Source organism: Pseudomonas sp. 1, assembly GCF_056626735.1.
In genome coordinates this window covers 53704-71454 of sequence record NZ_JBWXMQ010000016.1, presented here as the reverse complement: position 1 = coordinate 71454, position 17751 = coordinate 53704, and the positions used below count along the sequence as shown (strand labels likewise).

General features: G+C 61.7%; 18 protein-coding genes. 12 read left to right on the top strand and 6 right to left on the bottom strand.

Annotation, left to right across the window (positions count from 1 at the left end; translation table 11 throughout):
• Positions 1-137 precede the first annotated feature (137 nt).
• A complete protein-coding gene (locus tag AC1MDC_RS22635) occupies positions 138-1514 on the bottom strand; it encodes a glutamine synthetase family protein (protein WP_227235220.1) in 1377 nt (458 codons plus the stop codon).
• A 282-nt stretch (positions 1515-1796) separates the two neighbouring features.
• On the opposite strand from AC1MDC_RS22635, the gene AC1MDC_RS22630 reads away from it, so the two are divergent.
• The 5 genes from AC1MDC_RS22630 (at position 1797) to AC1MDC_RS22610 (ending at position 7063) form a co-directional block, all read left to right on the top strand.
• A complete protein-coding gene (locus AC1MDC_RS22630) occupies positions 1797-2558 on the top strand; it encodes a gamma-glutamyl-gamma-aminobutyrate hydrolase family protein (protein WP_085698732.1) in 762 nt (253 codons plus the stop codon).
• Between the two features lie 371 nt (positions 2559-2929).
• Entirely contained in the window at positions 2930-4072 is a 1143-nt protein-coding gene (locus tag AC1MDC_RS22625) for an ABC transporter ATP-binding protein (protein WP_085686388.1), read from the top strand.
• A gap of 29 nt (positions 4073-4101) precedes the next feature.
• Entirely contained in the window at positions 4102-4983 is an 882-nt protein-coding gene (locus tag AC1MDC_RS22620; RefSeq protein ID WP_170929740.1) for an ABC transporter permease subunit, read from the top strand.
• Positions 4980-5864 carry an ABC transporter permease subunit gene (locus tag AC1MDC_RS22615; RefSeq protein WP_011333555.1) on the top strand — a complete coding sequence of 295 codons (885 nt, stop codon included), beginning with the start codon at positions 4980-4982 and terminating at the stop codon, positions 5862-5864. Before AC1MDC_RS22620 ends, AC1MDC_RS22615 begins: the two co-directional genes overlap by 4 nt.
• 101 nt (positions 5865-5965) lie before the next feature.
• Positions 5966-7063, top strand: a complete 1098-nt coding sequence (locus AC1MDC_RS22610; RefSeq protein ID WP_007957121.1) for a polyamine ABC transporter substrate-binding protein — start codon at positions 5966-5968, stop codon at positions 7061-7063.
• 258 nt (positions 7064-7321) lie between these two features.
• On the opposite strand, the gene thpR is transcribed toward AC1MDC_RS22610, so the two are convergent.
• Complete coding sequence (thpR, locus tag AC1MDC_RS22605) at positions 7322-7861, bottom strand: RNA 2',3'-cyclic phosphodiesterase (protein ID WP_085698728.1); 540 nt, start codon at positions 7859-7861, stop codon at positions 7322-7324.
• A 107-nt stretch (positions 7862-7968) separates the two neighbouring features.
• Between thpR and AC1MDC_RS22600 the strand changes: the two genes are divergently transcribed.
• On the top strand, positions 7969-8163 hold the full coding sequence (locus tag AC1MDC_RS22600; RefSeq protein WP_085698726.1) for a hypothetical protein: 195 nt from the start codon (positions 7969-7971) through the stop codon (positions 8161-8163).
• Positions 8164-8178: 15 nt separating this feature from the next.
• Here AC1MDC_RS22600 and AC1MDC_RS22595 read toward each other — a convergent pair whose 3' ends face one another.
• Positions 8179-8532 (bottom strand): DUF1428 domain-containing protein, encoded by a 354-nt coding sequence (locus AC1MDC_RS22595; RefSeq protein ID WP_085698724.1) that lies wholly within the window; start codon positions 8530-8532, stop codon positions 8179-8181.
• A 2-nt stretch (positions 8533-8534) separates the two neighbouring features.
• A complete protein-coding gene (locus tag AC1MDC_RS22590) occupies positions 8535-9614 on the bottom strand; it encodes a hypothetical protein (protein ID WP_480393692.1) in 1080 nt (359 codons plus the stop codon).
• 222 nt (positions 9615-9836) lie between these two features.
• On the opposite strand from AC1MDC_RS22590, the gene AC1MDC_RS22585 reads away from it, so the two are divergent.
• Positions 9837-10109, top strand: a complete 273-nt coding sequence (locus AC1MDC_RS22585; RefSeq protein WP_480393691.1) for a hypothetical protein — start codon at positions 9837-9839, stop codon at positions 10107-10109.
• A gap of 44 nt (positions 10110-10153) precedes the next feature.
• Here the strand turns inward: AC1MDC_RS22585 and AC1MDC_RS22580 are convergent, their stop codons facing one another.
• Positions 10154-10360, bottom strand: a complete 207-nt coding sequence (locus AC1MDC_RS22580) for a hypothetical protein (protein ID WP_039770932.1) — start codon at positions 10358-10360, stop codon at positions 10154-10156.
• Between the two features lie 320 nt (positions 10361-10680).
• On the opposite strand from AC1MDC_RS22580, the gene paoA reads away from it, so the two are divergent.
• From paoA to paoC, 3 genes are read left to right on the top strand one after another with little or no spacing between them, the layout of a single operon-like run.
• Positions 10681-11322 (top strand): aldehyde dehydrogenase iron-sulfur subunit PaoA, encoded by a 642-nt coding sequence (paoA, locus tag AC1MDC_RS22575; RefSeq protein WP_480393690.1) that lies wholly within the window; start codon positions 10681-10683, stop codon positions 11320-11322.
• Positions 11319-12275, top strand: a complete 957-nt coding sequence (locus tag AC1MDC_RS22570; protein WP_227235212.1) for an FAD binding domain-containing protein — start codon at positions 11319-11321, stop codon at positions 12273-12275. The genes paoA and AC1MDC_RS22570 overlap by 4 nt, the downstream gene beginning before the upstream one ends.
• Positions 12272-14470 carry an aldehyde oxidoreductase molybdenum-binding subunit PaoC gene (paoC, locus tag AC1MDC_RS22565; RefSeq protein ID WP_085698703.1) on the top strand — a complete coding sequence of 733 codons (2199 nt, stop codon included), beginning with the start codon at positions 12272-12274 and terminating at the stop codon, positions 14468-14470. The genes AC1MDC_RS22570 and paoC overlap by 4 nt, the downstream gene beginning before the upstream one ends.
• A 55-nt stretch (positions 14471-14525) precedes the next feature.
• Here the strand turns inward: paoC and AC1MDC_RS22560 are convergent, their stop codons facing one another.
• A complete protein-coding gene (locus AC1MDC_RS22560) occupies positions 14526-15470 on the bottom strand; it encodes an aldo/keto reductase (protein ID WP_480393689.1) in 945 nt (314 codons plus the stop codon).
• Between the two features lie 111 nt (positions 15471-15581).
• On the opposite strand from AC1MDC_RS22560, the gene AC1MDC_RS22555 reads away from it, so the two are divergent.
• Together AC1MDC_RS22555 and AC1MDC_RS22550 are read left to right on the top strand one after the other, a co-directional pair.
• Entirely contained in the window at positions 15582-16352 is a 771-nt protein-coding gene (locus AC1MDC_RS22555) for an alpha/beta hydrolase (RefSeq protein ID WP_480393688.1), read from the top strand.
• 129 nt (positions 16353-16481) lie between these two features.
• Positions 16482-17348, top strand: coding sequence for a CAP domain-containing protein (locus AC1MDC_RS22550; protein ID WP_480393687.1), 867 nt, complete (start codon positions 16482-16484; stop codon positions 17346-17348).
• The last annotated feature ends 403 nt before the right edge of the window (positions 17349-17751 follow it).

The following is a 17751-nucleotide window of genomic DNA, read 5'->3' as shown; positions in this document are numbered from 1 at the left end:
GACCGATATCCCTGTGGGAGCGAGCTTGCTCGCGAATACGGTGGGTCAGTCACCTTCAATGTTGAAGGTGATGGCCTCTTCGCGGGCAAGCCCGCTCCCACAGGGTTTTGCGGTGTTAGCGAGATCGCGCTTGAACGTCAGACGGTATGCAGATACCAGTTGTATTCAAGATCAGAGATCGAGTTTTCGAACTCGGCCAGCTCGCTTTCCTTGCACGCGACGAACACGTCGATGTACATCGGGTCGATGTAGCGGGCCATAACTTCGCTGTCGTCCAGCACGCGCAAGGCGTCGCGCAGGTTGTTCGGCAGGCTCTGTTCGTTCTGCTCGTAGCTGTTGCCTTCGACCGGGGCGCCCGGCTCGATTTCGTTGGTCAGGCCGTGGTGGATACCGGCCAGCACGGAAGCCATCAGCAGGTACGGGTTGGCGTCGGCACCCGCGACACGGTGCTCGATGCGCACGGCATCCGGCGAACCGGTCGGTACGCGGACGGCCACGGTACGGTTGTCGATGCCCCAGCTCGGCGAGTTCGGCACGTAGAACTGTGCGCCGAAGCGGCGGTACGAGTTGACGTTCGGGCACAGGAAGGCCATTTGCGCAGGCAGGGTCTCCAGCACACCGCCGATCGCGTGGCGTAGCGCGGCGTTCTGCTCGGGATCCTCGCTGGCGAAGATGTTGTTGCCTTCTTTATCCAGGATCGAAATGTGCACGTGCAGACCGTTACCCGCCTGGCCTGGATACGGCTTGGCCATGAAGGTGGTGTCCATCTCGTGGTCGTAGGCGATGTTCTTCACCAGACGCTTGAGCAGGATTGCGTATTCACACGCCTTGATCGGGTCGGACACGTGATGCAGGTTGACTTCGAACTGCGCCGGGGCGCTTTCCTTGACGATGGCGTCGGCAGGAATGCCCTGCTCTTTTGCGCCTTCGAGGATGTCTTGCAGGCAGTCGACGTACTCGTCGAGATCATCGATCAGATAGACCTGAGTCGATACCGGACGCTTGCCCGACACCGGCGAACGCGGCGATTGCGGACGGCCGTTCACGTTGTCCTGGTCGATCAGATAAAACTCGAGTTCAAACGCGGCGCAGATGGTCAGGCCCAGCGCGTCGAACTTGCGCACCACGTTGGCCAGCACTTCACGCGGGTCGGCGAAGAACGGCTCGCCTTCCAGTTCGTGCATGGTCATCAGCAGTTGTGCGGTCGGACGCTTCTGCCAGGGTTCGATGCTCAGGGTGCCGGGGATCGGGTAGCAGATGCGGTCGGCGTCGCCGATGTCCAGGCCCAGGCCGGTGCTTTCCACCGTGGAGCCATTGATGTCGAGGGCGAAAAGCGAGGCCGGCAGGTTGATGCCTTTTTCGTACACCTTATGAAGACTGGTGCGCTCGATGCGCTTGCCGCGCACCACACCGTTCATGTCTGCAATCAGAAGGTCGACGTACAAAACCTCAGGATGTTTCTTAAGGAATGCGTTTGCTTCGTTGAGTTGAACGGCACGCAGAGGGACCGACATGATGCACCTATTTAGCTGTTAATTATTATGTTCACTGCTGTTTCGCGGAGCCAGTCAACCCGAACGGCAAAGTGAAGTCAATAGCGAACACAGGGCCGTTCAGCGTTTATTTTTTAGGCTTTTTTTAACACTCACGTGCCAGATCAGGCGCTAGAGGGCCGGGATTCATGAAGATTTGATGAACGGCGTTTAGAATTTTTTACATGGGAGTTGTTAATTAAAATCAACAAGGCTAAGCTCCGGAAAAGCTCGTTCAAGTGTCAAACTTCGAGGTGAATAAAAATGGCATTCAAGCCATTGATCGGCGTTACTGCGTGCGTCAAACAGATTGGCCTGCACCCCTATCACATCAGCGGCGACAAGTACGTTCGCGCTGTCAGCGTTGCGGCGCTGGGGTTGCCCGTCGTCATTCCTTCCCTTGGCAAACTGACTGAAATCGACGACCTGCTGGGTCAGCTCGACGGTCTGCTGCTGACCGGCTCGCCGTCCAACGTGGAACCTTTCCACTATCAGGGCCCGGACAGCGCTCCCGGCACGGATCACGATCCGGCGCGCGATGCCACCACCCTTCCTCTATTGCGTGCAGCCATCGCGGCGGGCGTTCCGGTACTCGGCATTTGCCGGGGTTTCCAGGAAATGAACGTGGCGTTCGGCGGCAGCCTGCACCAGAAAGTGCATGAGCTGCCGGGCATGCTCGATCACCGCGAAGCCGACAGCCCGGATGTCGCCGTGCAGTACGCCCCGGCTCACGCTGTGTCGGTACTGCCGGGCGGGGTGTTCGAAGCGCTGGAGCTGCCGGGCGAATTCCAGGTCAACTCGATTCACAGCCAAGGCATCGACCGCCTCGCTCCCGGCCTGCGCGCCGAGGCCGTGGCGCCGGACGGCCTGATCGAGGCGGTCTCGGTGGAGCACAGCCCGACCTTCGCCCTTGGCGTGCAATGGCACCCCGAATGGCAAGTGCTGGACAACCCGAACTATCTGCGGATTTTCCAGGCGTTCGGCGAGGCTTGCCGCCAGCGTGCGGCGCGACGCAACCAGCGCTGACGCCACCCAACGATTGCAAAACCATTTACTGCCCCCACGGGGACGGCGGCTGCGCGCTTGCGCATCCGTCATCCGTGAAAACAACAAACCGTAATAACAACAAGTACTACCCAGGCAGCCAGGACGGCGGCGCCGACCAAGACGGATCGGCAAGAGCAGTGCCAATCGGATCAATGCAAAACCCTGTGGGAGCTGGCTTGCCAGCGATGAGGCCGTCACTTTCGACATAGAGGTGACTGACCCGCCGCCATCGCGGGCAAGCCCGCTCCCACAGGGGATGTGGTCCGACAGGAAATGCTCTTGCGGGTCTGCAATCCACTCTTAAGCCAGGCCGCGTTGGCCCGGCGACTGAAACCTGTTGGGAGTTTCACATGGCAAACGCCTCCAGCACTTACAGGAAGGCTCTTGAAGGTCATCAGCAACCGAAAAAGGTTCTGGTGAAAGTCGATCGAGTCACCAAGAAGTTCGACGAAACCACTGCGGTGGACGACGTGTCCCTGGAGATCCATCAGGGCGAAATCTTCGCCTTGCTCGGCGGCTCCGGCTCGGGCAAATCGACCCTGCTGCGCATGCTCGCCGGTTTCGAACGGCCGACTGAAGGACGCATTCTGCTCGACGGGGTCGACATCACCGACATGCCGCCGTACGAGCGGCCGATCAACATGATGTTCCAGTCCTACGCCCTGTTCCCGCACATGACGGTTGCGCAGAACATCGCCTTCGGCCTCAAGCAGGACCGTTTGCCGGCCAGCGAAATCGACGCCCGTGTCGAAGAGATGCTGCGTCTCGTCCACATGACCCAATACGCCAAGCGCCGCCCGCATCAACTGTCCGGTGGTCAGCGTCAGCGCGTGGCCCTCGCCCGCTCCCTGGCCAAGCGTCCGAAGCTGTTGCTGCTCGACGAGCCAATGGGCGCACTGGATAAAAAGCTGCGCTCGCAAATGCAGTTGGAACTGGTGGAGATCATCGAACGCGTCGGCGTGACCTGCGTGATGGTGACTCACGATCAGGAAGAGGCCATGACCATGGCCGAGCGTATCGCGATCATGCACCTGGGCTGGATCGCTCAGGTCGGCAGCCCGGTCGACATTTACGAGGCGCCGGTCAACCGTATGGTCTGCGAATTCATCGGCAACGTGAACGCCTTCGACGGCACCGTGGTCGAGGACCTTGAAGGTCACGCGATCATTCACAGCCCGGACTTGCAGCAAAAGATCTACGTCGGTCATGGCGTCAGCACCTCGGTGCAGGACAAGTCGATCACCTACGCGATCCGCCCGGAAAAAATGCTGGTCAGCACGATCAAGCCAGAGACCCGCTACAACTGGTCCGAAGGCAAGGTGCATGACATCGCCTACCTCGGCGGCCACTCGGTGTTCTACGTCGAGTTGCCGAGCGGCAAGATCGTCCAGTCGTTCATGGCCAACGCCGAACGCCGTGGTGCGCGGCCGACCTGGGATGACAAGGTCTACGTCTGGTGGGAAGACGACAGCGGCGTGGTACTGCGCTCATGAGAACCTTCAATCAGCAATTCCTGCGCCTGGTGCCCAGCGGGCGAAAGTTCGTCATCGGCATTCCGTTCATCTGGCTGTTCCTGTTCTTCATGCTGCCGTTCTTCCTGGTGATGAAGATCAGTTTCTCGGAAGCCGCGTTGTCGATCCCGCCGTACTCGGAGATCTACACCTACGCCGAACAGAAATTCCAGCTGCTGCTGAACATCGGCAACTACACCATGCTCGGCGAAGACGAGCTGTATCTGTCGGCGTACCTCGGTTCGCTGAAGGTCGCGGCGCTGAGCACGATGATGTGCCTGGTGATCGGCTTCCCGATGGCTTACGCGATCACCAAGGCCAGCAAGGAAGCGCAAAACGTCCTGCTGCTGTTGATCATGATGCCGACCTGGACCGCGATCCTGATCCGCGTTTACGCGTGGATGGGCATCCTCAGCAACAACGGTCTGCTCAACGCGTTCCTGATGTGGACCGGGCTCACCGATCACCCGATCGAGATCCTCAACACCAACACGGCCGTGTATATCGGCGTGGTCTACGCCTACCTGCCCTTCATGGTGCTGCCGCTCTACGCCAACCTGGTAAAGCACGACGGCAGCCTGCTGGAAGCGGCGCAGGATCTGGGTTCGAGCAACTTCAACAACTTCTGGAAAATCACCGTGCCGCTGGCCAAGAACGGCATCATCGCCGGCTGCATGCTGGTGTTCATTCCGGTGGTGGGCGAGTTCGTGATTCCGGAACTGCTGGGTGGCCCGGAGACCCTGATGATCGGTCGCGTGCTGTGGCAAGAGTTCTTCAATAACCGCGACTGGCCGGTGGCGTCCGCGCTGGCGGTGGTGATGCTGTTGATCCTGATTGTGCCGATTCTGCTGTTCAACCGCAGCCAGGCCAAAGAGATGGAGGGACGGGGATGAAACGCTTCGGATTTTCAAAGTTCATGCTGATCTTCGGTCTGATGTTCATCTATCTGCCGATGCTGATTCTGGTGATCTACTCGTTCAACGCCTCCAAACTGGTGACGGTCTGGGGCGGCTGGTCGGTGAAGTGGTACGTCGGTTTGCTCGACAACACTCAACTGATGGGCTCGGTGGTGCGCTCGCTGGAAATCGCCTGCTACACCGCGATCGCCGCCGTCGCGCTGGGCACCCTCGCCGCTTTCGTACTGACCCGCGTGACGCGCTTCAAGGGTCGTACGCTGTTCGGCGGTCTGGTGACCGCGCCGCTGGTGATGCCAGAGGTCATTACCGGTCTGTCGCTGTTGCTGCTGTTCGTGGCGATGGCGCAACTGATCGGCTGGCCGCAGGAGCGCGGCATCGTCACGATCTGGATCGCCCACACCACGTTTTGTGCCGCTTATGTGGCGGTGGTAGTCTCCGCCCGCTTGCGCGAGCTGGACCTGTCGATCGAAGAAGCGGCGATGGATCTGGGCGCGAAACCGTTCAAGGTGTTTTTCCTGATCACCATCCCGATGATCGCGCCATCGCTGGCGGCGGGCGGCATGATGTCGTTCGCCCTGTCGCTGGATGACCTGGTACTGGCGAGCTTCGTATCGGGGCCGGGCTCCACCACCCTGCCGATGGAAGTGTTCTCGGCCGTGCGTCTGGGTGTGAAGCCGGAGATCAACGCCGTGGCCAGTCTTATTCTGCTGGCGGTGTCGCTGGTGACCTTCCTGGTCTGGTACTTCGGCCGCAAGGCAGAAGCCAACCGCAAGCGTGCGATTCAGGAAGCGATGGATCAGACCGCCAACGAATCGTGGCAGCAACCGCAACCTCAACGAGTGGCAGCGACAGCCTGAGTACCGGGTGGCGCGGGAGCCTCTCCCCGCCACCGATTCACTGAAATTCCGCTTTGTGTTTTTGAATAAAGCTTTTGAATAAAAAGAATGGAGTTGTACCGATGAAAATGTTTGGCAGGACTCTGCTGACACTGTCCTTATTGGGCGCAATCGCCACGGGCGCCCAGGCCAACGACAAGGTGCTGCGCGTTTACAACTGGTCGGATTACATCGCCCCGGACACCGTCAAGAAGTTCGAGGACGAGACCGGCATCCGCGTGACCTACGATGTGTTCGACAGCAATGAAACCCTCGAAGCACGTCTGCTCGCAGGGAAATCCGGCTACGACATCGTGGTGCCGTCCAACAGTTTCCTGGCCAAGCAGATCAAGGCCGGGGTCTATCAGACCCTGGACAAATCGAAGCTGCCGAACTGGAAGAATCTCAACCCGGTGCTGCTGAAAAACGCCTCCGCCAGTGATCCGGACAACGCCCATGCGTTCCCGTACATGTGGGGCTCGATCGGCATCGGTTTCAACCCGGACAAGGTGCGCGAAGTGCTCGGCAAGAACGCGCCGACCAATTCCTGGGACCTGCTGTTCAAACCGGAAAACGCCGAGAAGCTCAAGGCTTGTGGCATCAGCTTCCTCGACTCGCCGACCGAAATGCTCCCGGCCGCCCTGCACTATCTGGGTTATCCGGTGAACGACAAGGACGTGAAACACATCGCCGAAGCCGAAGCGCTGTTCATGAAAATCCGGCCGTCGGTGGCCTATTTCCATTCGTCCAAGTACATCTCGGACCTGGCCAACGGCAACATCTGCGTGGCCGTCGGCTATTCGGGTGACGTGTTGCAGGCCAAGGCCCGCGCGGTGGAATCGGGCAACAAGGTCGAGATCGACTACAGCATTCCCAAGGAAGGCGCCGGCAGTTTCTATGACATGGTCGCCATCCCTCGCGATGCCGCCAACGTCGAGAATGCCTACCTGTTCATGAACTTCCTGATGCGCCCGGACATCATCGCCGAAGTCACCAACAGCATCGGCTACAGCAACGCCAACGAAGCCGCGACGCCGCTGGTGGACGAAGCGATCCGCAACGACCCGGGCTCGTACCCGCCGCAAGCGGTGATGGCCACGCTGTATGCGGTGCCGGATCAACCGATTGCCACGCAACGGATCATGACCCGGGGCTGGACCCGCGTGAAACTCGGCAAGTAACTGGAGAAACCTGTTGATCGTTCCCACGCTCTGCGTGGGAATGCCTCAATGGACGCTCTGCGTCCGCTTTGGGACGCTCTGCGTCCCGGGCTGCATTCCCACGCAGAGCGTGGGAACGATCAGCCAGTCAGCGATCAGAGTGACAAGTTTCCGTTCACGCAGCGCCTTACCACCGCTGCCCCCTGCTCTGAACGGCTTCACCTGGCTTTCCTCGGTTCAGGTGAATTCAGGCGCCCTCGGGCGCCTTTTTTTGTGGTCTCAGATCAGCGGCCAATCCTGAACAATTCGATAACGTCCCTTGTGGGATTCGAACAACGCAAAGCGCTCGGCGCGCAGGAAGAACTCCGGCGGCGTGGCGGATTCCGGTTCCGGCGCGCGATAGTCCCGGGCCAGCGTCAGGTGCGGACGATACTCGCGCGTCGCCTCTTCAAACCCGAACGGCAACATCGCCTGCTCCAGCGCATACACCAGACGCAGCAATCCCTGCGGTGCCTGCTCCGGAGCCAGCGACAACACTCCGGCACGTCGCCAGACCTGCAACCGATCCAATGAAATCCTCAGCGCTTCCCCCGGAGTGCGCACTTTCGCCACCGCCTCGCAGACTTCGCCAATCTGCGCCAATGGCACCGCGCCGAGAAACAGCAGCGTCAGGTGAAAGTTGTCCGCCGGCACCGGTTTGCCGGTGCGCAAACCCAGTTCGCTGCGCCACTGGGCAATCGCCTTGCGCTGCGCCGGCGGGCAGTCCAGGGCGAAGAACAGCCGCTTGAAGGGTTGATCTCCGCGCGTTTCGTCCGTCATGGTCACGCTCCTTCGTTCGTCGAAATCCCTGGATTCTACACGCCCGTTTCTGGCGACTCTCGGCATGGGGTTTATAGTTCAACGATTGCCATCAACCGGAGGACGTCATGCGCGAGATCCTCAGCAAAGAACCCTGGTGGGCCCGACCGCCGGATCCCGGACAGGATGAGAGTGAACTGGAATGGGGCTGGCTGGTGCATTACAGCGAAGGAGAGCCGCGTTTCGAATTCGTCCGCGAACGGCCGTCGGACGAGCAGATCCGCAACCGCAAAGGCTGCCGGATCACCCCGTCGGCGGAGTGATCCGGCAACGCAGCATCAGGACTCGAGAATGTCCTTGAAGCCGCCGAAAATCATCCGCTGCCCATCGAACGGCATTGGATTGACGTCCGGCTGCATGCGCGGATCTTCCATCATTTTGCCCATGCCGGCGTCGCGGGTGGCCTTGTCCGGCCAGACCAGCCAGCCCGCCGATACGGTTTCACCTTCCTTGAGTTTCACGGCCATCGGGAATGAGGTGACCTTGCCGTCCGGTACGTCATCGCCCCAGCCCTGAATCACCTCCAGGGCGCCGTACTCCTTGAACAGCTTCGCGGCGATCTCGCAGTGTTTTTTGTACTGTTCGCGGTTGGCATTCGGCACGGGCGCCACGAACACATCGATGTAAGCCATGATCATTCTCCTTGCAGGTTGGGTTCGATCTGCTGAGTAGTCGACTCGGGCGGCCGCCATTCGACACGGTGGACGCCCAACCCGACCGACGGTTCGTCCCGCCCGCGCAGATTGCCCTCGACCTGCGCCGCCATGTGCAGCGTGCCAGCCATCACGCCGGTGTTTGGGTCTTGCACCAGTTTCAGCCAGGCCTTGTCGAAGGTGTTGCCCAGGCTGCTGCGGATCAGCGCTTCGCTGTCGGGGCGATCGTTGGCCTGAATGATCGCGCGGATACCCGCCACCCCGACTGAAATCAGCGCCCCGGCCAGTTTGCCTGCCGCTGCCGCCACCGCACTGGCAGCGCCGCGCGGGGCCATTTCCGCCTCCATGCGCTGGCTGGCGCGCCTGGCCACCGGCGCCATCGCCGTATCGGTCGAGGCCACGCCTTTCGAGCCGCCGTCGATGTGGATCTTGTCGATCAGCGCGGCGTAGGCCGGCAGCGTGTTCAACGGCTCAGTGCTGACAACCTGATACAGCGAGGCATCGCGGGCCGGCGGCGGGCCAAGGGCGATGGCGGGGATTTTCTGCAACCGCCCGTTGAGCTGGGCGATGGGCACGCCGTGGCGCTGGGCGATGAGCGGCATCTGCTGCGCCATCAGTTGCGCGTAGAACGCCGTGGACTGGCCGAGAATCGCGTCCGGATCAATCTCCACCGCCACCGGCGCCAGCACCCGTTCCTGATATTGCTCCAGCAGATAGGCCGCCAGACGCCTGGCCGAAGCATCCTGCTCGCCGCTGGCACTGATCGTGTACCAGCTGACCTTCATCGACAGCCATTCCTGGGTCCAGTAACTGCTGAACCACGGGATGAAATTTTCTTCAGTTTGCTCATAGACCCGAATGCGCCAATGTTCCATCGAGCCACGGGCGAACAGCTTGACCTGCTCGGTGGCCTGCTTCGAGGCGCTGATGATTTCCCGATCGATCTGCTGCCAGGTGGCCGGCGAGACCACCACTGCAGGCGCGGTCACCGGGGCCCGCGCCGTGGTGGCGCAGCCGGCCAGCAACACCAGTGCGGCGACGAGCAGCGCGCGCAGGTTCACGGTGGCGATCCTTATCTGTTCTGCGGTCGCAAGACCTGAGATTCCGGGAGCGATGAAATGAGTATAGGTGCGTGCGGTGCGCCGATTATCCGCAGGTCCAGCCTGGATCAGTCCAACCATCAATGGCGTCGATATTCACCATTGCGACGATCGCCTTCCGCCGACCGCTCGCCGAAGGCACGATGCACCCATCCGAAACACACAGCACGAGGAGTTCACATCATGATCAGTACCGTCACCCTCGCCATGAGTTTTCCGGTCTTCGGCAGCAACTATTACGATCAGCACGCCGTGTCGCGCAAGACACAAGCGCTGGTGTTCGACAAAGCCTTCGAAGATCTGTTGATGCCCGCCGCCAGCAATCATTTCAGCAATGAAGTGGTCGGCTTCAACGATCAGTTCCGTTTTCTGAGCGACATTCTCGCCACCCATTTGCTGGACATCGAGGCCTCCGTGCCTGCGCGATCCAGCGTCCGGGCGAGCGCTCATTTTTAATGCCAGAGGGCGCTCCCGTCGGGGGAGCGCCCTCTTCGTTTCAGTCAGTCATCATCCCGGTCGCGGTAATAACGACGCCCGTCGCGGCGGTCGTCGTCGCGGTCGTCCCAGCGTCGGTCATGATCGTAGTAACGGCCATGATCGCGGTCGTAATGCCGGCCATGCCGATGGTCATCATCGAAATCCGCCACACAGCCGCCCAGCAATACGGCGGCGGAAACAGTCAGCAGCAGGCTTGTTGCACGCATCATTCAGATTTTCCCTAAAACCAAGGTCTTGACGACGGAAACAGTCAACGCAGCGCGGGTACGCGCTGGCGCAGATACGACCGGGGAAACCGGCTTAGATTCACTGGCCATCAACAACCGTTCATCGCCCTGCCTGCCGTGTACGGCCCGTCCACACGGTGGCCGATTGATGGCTCTGACCGGCACGACCACAAGACGAAATCCGACAAAACCTTTTCCTCCCCCCTGCGGTCACTCCTAGAACAGACCAAGACTGGCGACGACGCCGGCATGCCCGAGCGGGTCATTTGCAACCTGCCGACCTGAAAAGAGGAATCTGAGCCATGAACGACCAACCGCCGTCGGCGATTTCCCGACGCCGTTTCCTGATTCTCGGGGCCGTGACCGCGACTGCGTTTGCGATGCCGCCCTTCATCAGCCTCAAGGCCTACGCGGCCACTCTGGAGCAACCGGCCATGGCCAAAGTGACAATTGAAGTCAACGGCAAGCCGCAGACGCTGGAGATTGACACCCGCACCACCCTGCTCGATGCGCTGCGCGAACACCTGCACCTGACCGGCAGCAAAAAGGGTTGCGACCACGGCCAGTGCGGCGCCTGCACGGTGATCGTCGATGGCCGGCGAATCAATTCCTGCCTGAGCCTGGCGGTCATGCAGGACGGCGCCAAAGTCACCACTATCGAAGGCCTCGGGATGCCTGACCAATTGCATCCGATGCAGGCGGCGTTCATCAAGCATGACAGTTACCAATGCGGCTACTGCACGCCGGGGCAGATCTGTTCGGCGGTGGCGGTGCTTGAGGAAATCCGCAACGGCATCCCCAGCCACGCCAGCGCCAGCCTCACCGAAGCACCGCAACTGATCGCCAGCGAATTGCAGGAACGCATGAGCGGCAACATCTGCCGTTGCGGCGCCTACTCGAACATCATCGAAGCCATCAGCGAAGTCGCGGAGGTGCCAGCATGAGAGCGTTCAACTACAGCCGCGCCGACTCTCCCGCCGCAGCCGCAGCCCTGGCCGCGCAAATCGAAGGTGCGCGTTTCATCGCCGGCGGCACCAACCTGCTGGACTTGATGAAACTGGACATCGAAACACCGCAGCAGCTGATTGACGTCAATCACCTGGGCCTCGATCAGATCGAAGCGACCGACGACGGCGGCTTGCGCATCGGCGCACTGGTGCGCAACACCGATCTGGCCGCCGACAGTCGGGTCCGGAAAGACTACGCGCTGCTGTCCCGCGCCTTGCTCGCCGGCGCCTCGGGCCAGTTGCGCAACATGGCGACCACTGCCGGCAATCTGCTTCAGCGCACCCGCTGCCCGTATTTCTACGACACAAATCAGGCCTGCAACAAACGCAATCCCGGCAGTGGCTGCGCGGCGATTGGCGGGGTCAGTCGACAACTCGGCATCATCGGTGTCAGCGACGCGTGCATCGCGACCCATCCGAGTGACATGGCGATTGCGATGCGCGCGCTCGATGCTCAGGTCGAAACGATCAAGGCCGATGGCAGCACCCGGCGCATCGCCATGGCGGACTTCCATCAATTGCCAGGCACTACCCCGAATGTCGAAACCAGCCTGACACCGGGCGAACTGATCACCGGCGTAACCTTGCCCGCGCCAGTGGGCGGCACCCATGTCTATCACAAGGTGCGTGACCGTTCGTCATACGCCTTCGCCCTGGTGTCCGTCGGCATGATCCTGCAGAAGGATGGCAGCGGTCGCGTTGCGGTCGGCGGCATCGCGCCGAAACCCTGGCGGGTCGAAGCGGCGGAAGCGCTGTTGCCGCAAGGCGCGAAGGCCGTCAGCGCGCGCCTGCTCGACGGCGCCACGCCGACCTCTGACAACCAGTTCAAAGTGACGCTGGTCGAGCGCACCATTGCCTCGGTGCTGGCCCAAGCGAGGGATGAAGCATGAAATTCGACACGCCCGCCAAGACCAACCCGATTGACCAGTTGAACGTCATCGGCAAACCCACAGACCGCATCGAAGGCCCGCTGAAAACCAGCGGCCAGGCACCTTACGCCTACGAGCAACATGAAGCCGTGAAAAATCAGGCCTACGGCGTGATGGTCGGTTCGGCCATTGCCAAGGGCCGCATCACCCGCATCGATCTGGATGCCGCCCGCGCCGCGCCGGGGGTGCTGACGATCGTCACCGCCGCCAACGCCGGCAAGCTCGGCAAAGGCAAATACAACGCCGCGCACCTGCTGGCCGGGCCGCAAGTGCAGCACTATCACCAGGCCGTGGCGCTGGTGGTCGCCGAAACCTTCGAACAGGCGCGGGCCGCCGCGCAATTGGTCAACGTCGAATACGCAGCCGACAAAGGTCAATTTGATCTGGCCAGTGTGCGTGATCAGGGCGTGGAGCCGAAAGACGAACTGCCGGACGTCACCCACGGCGATTTCGCCAGCGCCTTCGCCGCCGCACCCGTGCAGTTCGACCAGACCTACACCACGCCGGATCAGTCCCACGCAATGATGGAGCCCCACGCGACCCTCGCCGCCTGGAAAGGCGATCAGGTGACGCTCTGGACCTCCAACCAGATGATCGCCTGGAGCGTCGGCGACATCGCCACCACTCTCGGCCTGCCCAAGGAAAACGTGCGGTTGATCTCGCCGTACATTGGCGGCGGATTTGGCGGCAAGCTGTTCATTCGTGCCGACGCGATCCTCGCCGCCCTCGGCGCGCGTCTGGCGAACCGGCCAGTGAAGGTCGCGCTCGCCCGTCCGCAGATCGCCAACAACACCACCCACCGCCCCGCCACCGTCCAGCGCATCCGCATGGGCGCCACGGCAGACGGCAAACTCACCGCCATCGCCCATGAGGGCTGGTCGGGCAATCTTGAAGACGGCAAGGTCGAAGTCGCGGCGCAGCCCAGTCAGTTGCTCTACGCCGCAGAAAATCGTCTGGTGAGCATGCGCCTGGCCCCGCTGGATCTGCCGGAAGGCAACGCCATGCGCGCGCCCGGTGAAACGCCGGGGCTGATGGCGCTGGAGATCGCCATGGACGAGATGGCGGAAAAGCTCAAACTCGATCCGATCCAGTTCCGCATCCTCAACGACACGCAGGTCGATCCGGTGAAAACCGAGCGACCGTTTTCCCGGCGGCGTCTGATCGAATGCCTGCAAACCGGCGCCGAACGCTTTGGCTGGGATAAACGCAATGCGACGCCCGGCAGCCGTCGCGAAGGTCGCTGGCTGATCGGCATGGGCGTCGCGGCGGCCATTCGCAACAACCTGCTGGTGAAGTCCGGCGCACGCGTGCGGCTGGAGCGCGACGGCAAAATCACCGTTGAAACCGATATGACGGACATCGGCACCGGCAGCTACACGATCATTGCCCAGACTGCCGCCGAAGTGATGGGCGTGCGTCTCGACGATGTGACTGTGCACTTGGGCGACTCGAATTTTCCGGTGTCGTCCGGTTCCGGCGGCCAGTTCGGCGCCAACTGCTCGACCGCCGGGGTCTACGCAGCGTGCATGAAACTGCGCGAAGCAGTCACCGCCAAACTTGGCATGAGCGCGGGTGAAGCGCAGTTTGCCGATGGACACGTGCGACTGGGCAACAAGAACGTGCCGTTACGCGAGGCCGCGCAACATGCCCCGATCGAAGTGGAGGACAGCATCGAATTCGCAGACCTCGCCAAGCAGTACCAGCAATCGACCTTCGGCGCGCACTTCGTCGAAGTCGCCGTCGATGCCGCCACTGGCGAAGTTCGTGTACGGCGCATGCTCGCGGTCTGCTCTGCGGGGCGGATTCTCAATCCGAAATCGGCCCGCAGCCAGGTGATCGGCGCGATGACCATGGGCGTCGGCGCAGCATTGATGGAAGAACTCGCGGTGGACAAACGCCAGGGATTTTTCGTCAACCATGACCTGGCGGGCTACGAAGTGCCGGTGCATGCCGACATTCCGCATCAGGAGGTGATTTTCCTCGATGAAACCGACCCGATTTCATCGCCGATGAAAGCCAAGGGTGTCGGTGAACTGGGGATTTGCGGGGTCAGCGCGGCAGTGGCGAATGCAATCTACAACGCCACGGGCGCGCGGGTGCGGGAGTATCCGATTACCCTGGACAAGATCCTGGATGCGTTGCCGCCGATGATCTGAAACCCCTCGCGCACTAGCATCGGGTGCTAGTGCGCGACTCATTCCCGAGAGATGACTAACTGACCAGTGCAATCAACTGCTGCCTCTGCGCATCGGTCAGCATCAGCCCGAATCCGGCGCCGGCATTGTCGGCCATGTACAGCGGATTGCTGGTGCCGGGAATCACGCAGGTCACCGCCGGATGCGCCAGCAGGAATTTCAACGCCAGTTGCGGCCAGCTTTTGACCCCGACTTGCGCCGCCCAGCCCGGCAGCGGTTTGCCCTTGAGCCGCGCGAGCAGGTCGCCGCCGCCGAAGGGCCGGTTGCAGATCACCGCCACTCCGAGTTCGCGGCACAGCGGCAGGATGCGTTTCTCGACCCCGCGATCATCCAGGGCGTAATTGATTTGCAGGAAATCCAGCGGCTCGGCCTTGAGCACCGCTTCGACCTCGTCATAGGCCGACGGCGTGTAGTGGGTTATGCCGATGTAGCGGATGCGGCCCTGCTCTTTCCATTCGCGCAGGGTCGGCAGATGGGTTTGCCAGTCGAGCAGGTTATGGATCTGCATCAGGTCGATGCGCTCGGTGCGCAGCAGGCTGAACGACTGTTCCATCTGCGCGATGCCCTCTTCGCGGCCACGAGTCCAGACCTTGGTCGCCAGGAATGCCGGCGAACGCGGTTCGTGGATCGAGAGCAATTCACCGGTGGTTTCCTCGGCGCGGCCGTACATGGGCGAGCTGTCGATCACCGTGCCGCCCTTTTTGAACAGCTCGCCGAGCACCCCTGGCAATTGTTTGTAGACCGGATCGCCGGGAGCGACGTCGAAACCGCGATACGTGCCCAACCCCACCAGCGGCAGTGGCTCGGAGCTCGAAGGGATGGGACGTGTCTGCATGGTCTCGGCTCCTGTGGCGTTCGGCGATGTAATGGCGGCCAGCGCCCGGTCAAAGGTGAAAACCGCTGACACCCCGGCTGCCAGCGTCAGCAACCGGCGGCGGGAATATCCCTCAGTGTGGTTCATGCTGGCGCCCTTGCCCTGTGGATCTGTTGCACCTTGTGTTTTGACGCAGCCCGCAAAACCGTTGGACTACACTGCGACAGCCAACCTGCGCGCCCGGTTAAAGTTAGTCGAATGTCCAGAACCTTGTTGTCACTCGTCGCATTGATCGTCGCCGTGTACTTGATCCTGTGCGCGGCACTGTTCGTATTTCAGCGGGCGCTGATCTATTTCCCCCAGCCCGCCAGCGTGGAGTCACCGGATTCACGGTTGACGCTGAACATGCCCGACGCCGAGATCCGCGTGACGGTGCGCGAGCGCTCCGGAGCCAAAGCGCTGATCTACTTCGGCGGAAATGCCGAGGACGTTTCGCGCAACCTGCCGGAGTTTTCCGAGGCGTTCCCTGACTATTCGTTGTATTTGCTGCATTACCGGGGTTTTGGCGGCAGCGGCGGTTCGCCCTCCGAAGAGGCGATCGCCGGGGACGCGCTGGCGCTGTTCGATCAGGTGTATGCCAGTCATCCGCAGATCGCGCTGCTGGGGCGCAGCCTCGGTTCCGGGGTCGCGGTGCGGCTGGCCAGCCAGCGGCCGGTGGCGCGGCTGATTCTGGTCACGCCCTACAACAGCCTCGAAGAAATCGCCGCCCGCCAATACCCGTGGGTACCGGTGCAGTGGTTGCTCAAGGATCGTTTCCGGTCAGGCCAGTACGCGGCGCACATCCGCGTGCCAACGCTGTTGCTGGCAGCGAGCGATGACGAGGTGATTCCACGGGCCAGCACCGAACGCCTGCTGCACAGTTTTCCCGACGGTGTGGCCACGCTCAAAGTGGTGGCGGATTCGGCACACAATTCGATTTCCGAACGGCCGCAATACCTGCAATGGATCGAGGATGTGTTGAATCGCTGAGCACTTCGTCGGCAGCCGTTGAAACCCGCTGCTGACGGGTGAACCAAGTGCAAAAAGGCCAGTCCTACCCGCGCCGTGTTCTGCGGTTGACTTTCCTTCAGCGTTGTCCTTTTCAGAGCTTTGCGTCCCATGCGCCACGCCGTACGTTCGTCTCGCTTCGTTTCTCTGTGCCTGTTGATTCTTTCTCCCCTGCTTTCTCCCCATGCCCACGCCGGCGCCGAGCGCCAATTGGTGGCCGCCATCAACGACTACCGCGCCCATCCGCAACGTTGTGACCGACGCCCGGCCCAACGGCTCGCGCCGCTGACGCTGAAGTCAAACCTGGCGTTGCCGGTCGGCTATGGCTACGGCGGTGGACTGCGCGAACGATTGAAGGATTCCGGCTACGCGGCCGTGGCGGTGCGCAGCATCCGGATCGTCGGTGCGCAGGACGCCGAAGAGGCATTCGAAATGCTGCAAGACGATTACTGTGGCGCGTTGCTCGACGGTCAATACGCCGACATCGGCATCAGCCGCGCCCGCAGTGAATGGCAAGTGGTGCTGGCCCGGCCAGTGCTCGACAGTCGCGTCGGCGACAACCGCAACGTCGGCAAGGCGTTGCTGGCCGAGGTCAACGCCGCCCGCGCCCGCCCGCGCATGTGCGGTCGCCAGCGCTTCGCCGCCGCCCGGCCCTTGAGCTGGAACCCGGCGCTCGGCGCCGCCGCCCAGGGCCACAGCAAGGCCATGGCCTACGGCAACTACTTCGCACACCGCGACCCGGACGGCGACGGCCCGGCAGATCGCGCCCGGGCGGCCGGCTACCGTGGCCGGCAGATCGGCGAAAACATCGCCGCCGGGCAAAGCTCACCGGGCAAGGCCATGGCCGGCTGGCTGGCCAGCCCCGGACACTGCGCCAACCTGATGAACCCGATGTTCACCCAGGTCGGCGCCGGGTTTGCCAGTGAGGCGCGCAGTGATGAAGGGGTTTACTGGACGATGCTGTTCGGCGCGCCTTGATCCGGTGTCATCCGAAAACCTCGAACAGCGCTGCAAGTCGCACTTCGACGACTGATCGTCAAACCGGAGAAATCGTGGCAAGGACGCCGATCATGATGGTCAACACAAGAAAGCCGCCGAGGAAAATCGCCATCTTAGCCATGAAGGCCTCCTGATTACTGAATGTCCGGCGCACCGGGCGCTCCGGAATGAAGCGCGTCGCGTGTGGCCGAACGGCAGGGCTATTCTGGGCCCGTGGCTGAGATGGTTACAGACGCAGATCCGACAGGAAAAAGCGGATCAGATGGATCGGGCTGGCGCATGGGTCGATATTCAGATCAGTACAGAGGGTTTCCATTGTGCCGCTTTGATCTAGAGTCATGGGCGCCGCGCCAAGAACAACAAAAAATACAGGAGTGAAACC

What these genes read in the sequence shown, in the direction of transcription:
- AC1MDC_RS22635 (WP_227235220.1), bottom strand. Translation starts at nt 1,514, where the DNA reads ATGTCGGTCCCTCTGCGTGCCGTTCAACTCAACGAAGCAAACGCATTC.
- AC1MDC_RS22630 (WP_085698732.1), top strand. Translation starts at nt 1,797, where the DNA reads ATGGCATTCAAGCCATTGATCGGCGTTACTGCGTGCGTCAAACAGATT.
- AC1MDC_RS22625 (WP_085686388.1), top strand. Translation starts at nt 2,930, where the DNA reads ATGGCAAACGCCTCCAGCACTTACAGGAAGGCTCTTGAAGGTCATCAG.
- AC1MDC_RS22615 (WP_011333555.1), top strand. Translation starts at nt 4,980, where the DNA reads ATGAAACGCTTCGGATTTTCAAAGTTCATGCTGATCTTCGGTCTGATG.
- AC1MDC_RS22610 (WP_007957121.1), top strand. Translation starts at nt 5,966, where the DNA reads ATGAAAATGTTTGGCAGGACTCTGCTGACACTGTCCTTATTGGGCGCA.
- thpR (WP_085698728.1), bottom strand. Translation starts at nt 7,861, where the DNA reads ATGACGGACGAAACGCGCGGAGATCAACCCTTCAAGCGGCTGTTCTTC.
- AC1MDC_RS22600 (WP_085698726.1), top strand. Translation starts at nt 7,969, where the DNA reads ATGCGCGAGATCCTCAGCAAAGAACCCTGGTGGGCCCGACCGCCGGAT.
- AC1MDC_RS22595 (WP_085698724.1), bottom strand. Translation starts at nt 8,532, where the DNA reads ATGGCTTACATCGATGTGTTCGTGGCGCCCGTGCCGAATGCCAACCGC.
- AC1MDC_RS22585 (WP_480393691.1), top strand. Translation starts at nt 9,837, where the DNA reads ATGATCAGTACCGTCACCCTCGCCATGAGTTTTCCGGTCTTCGGCAGC.
- AC1MDC_RS22580 (WP_039770932.1), bottom strand. Translation starts at nt 10,360, where the DNA reads ATGATGCGTGCAACAAGCCTGCTGCTGACTGTTTCCGCCGCCGTATTG.
- paoA (WP_480393690.1), top strand. Translation starts at nt 10,681, where the DNA reads ATGAACGACCAACCGCCGTCGGCGATTTCCCGACGCCGTTTCCTGATT.
- AC1MDC_RS22570 (WP_227235212.1), top strand. Translation starts at nt 11,319, where the DNA reads ATGAGAGCGTTCAACTACAGCCGCGCCGACTCTCCCGCCGCAGCCGCA.
- paoC (WP_085698703.1), top strand. Translation starts at nt 12,272, where the DNA reads ATGAAATTCGACACGCCCGCCAAGACCAACCCGATTGACCAGTTGAAC.
- AC1MDC_RS22560 (WP_480393689.1), bottom strand. Translation starts at nt 15,470, where the DNA reads ATGAACCACACTGAGGGATATTCCCGCCGCCGGTTGCTGACGCTGGCA.
- AC1MDC_RS22555 (WP_480393688.1), top strand. Translation starts at nt 15,582, where the DNA reads ATGTCCAGAACCTTGTTGTCACTCGTCGCATTGATCGTCGCCGTGTAC.
- AC1MDC_RS22550 (WP_480393687.1), top strand. Translation starts at nt 16,482, where the DNA reads ATGCGCCACGCCGTACGTTCGTCTCGCTTCGTTTCTCTGTGCCTGTTG.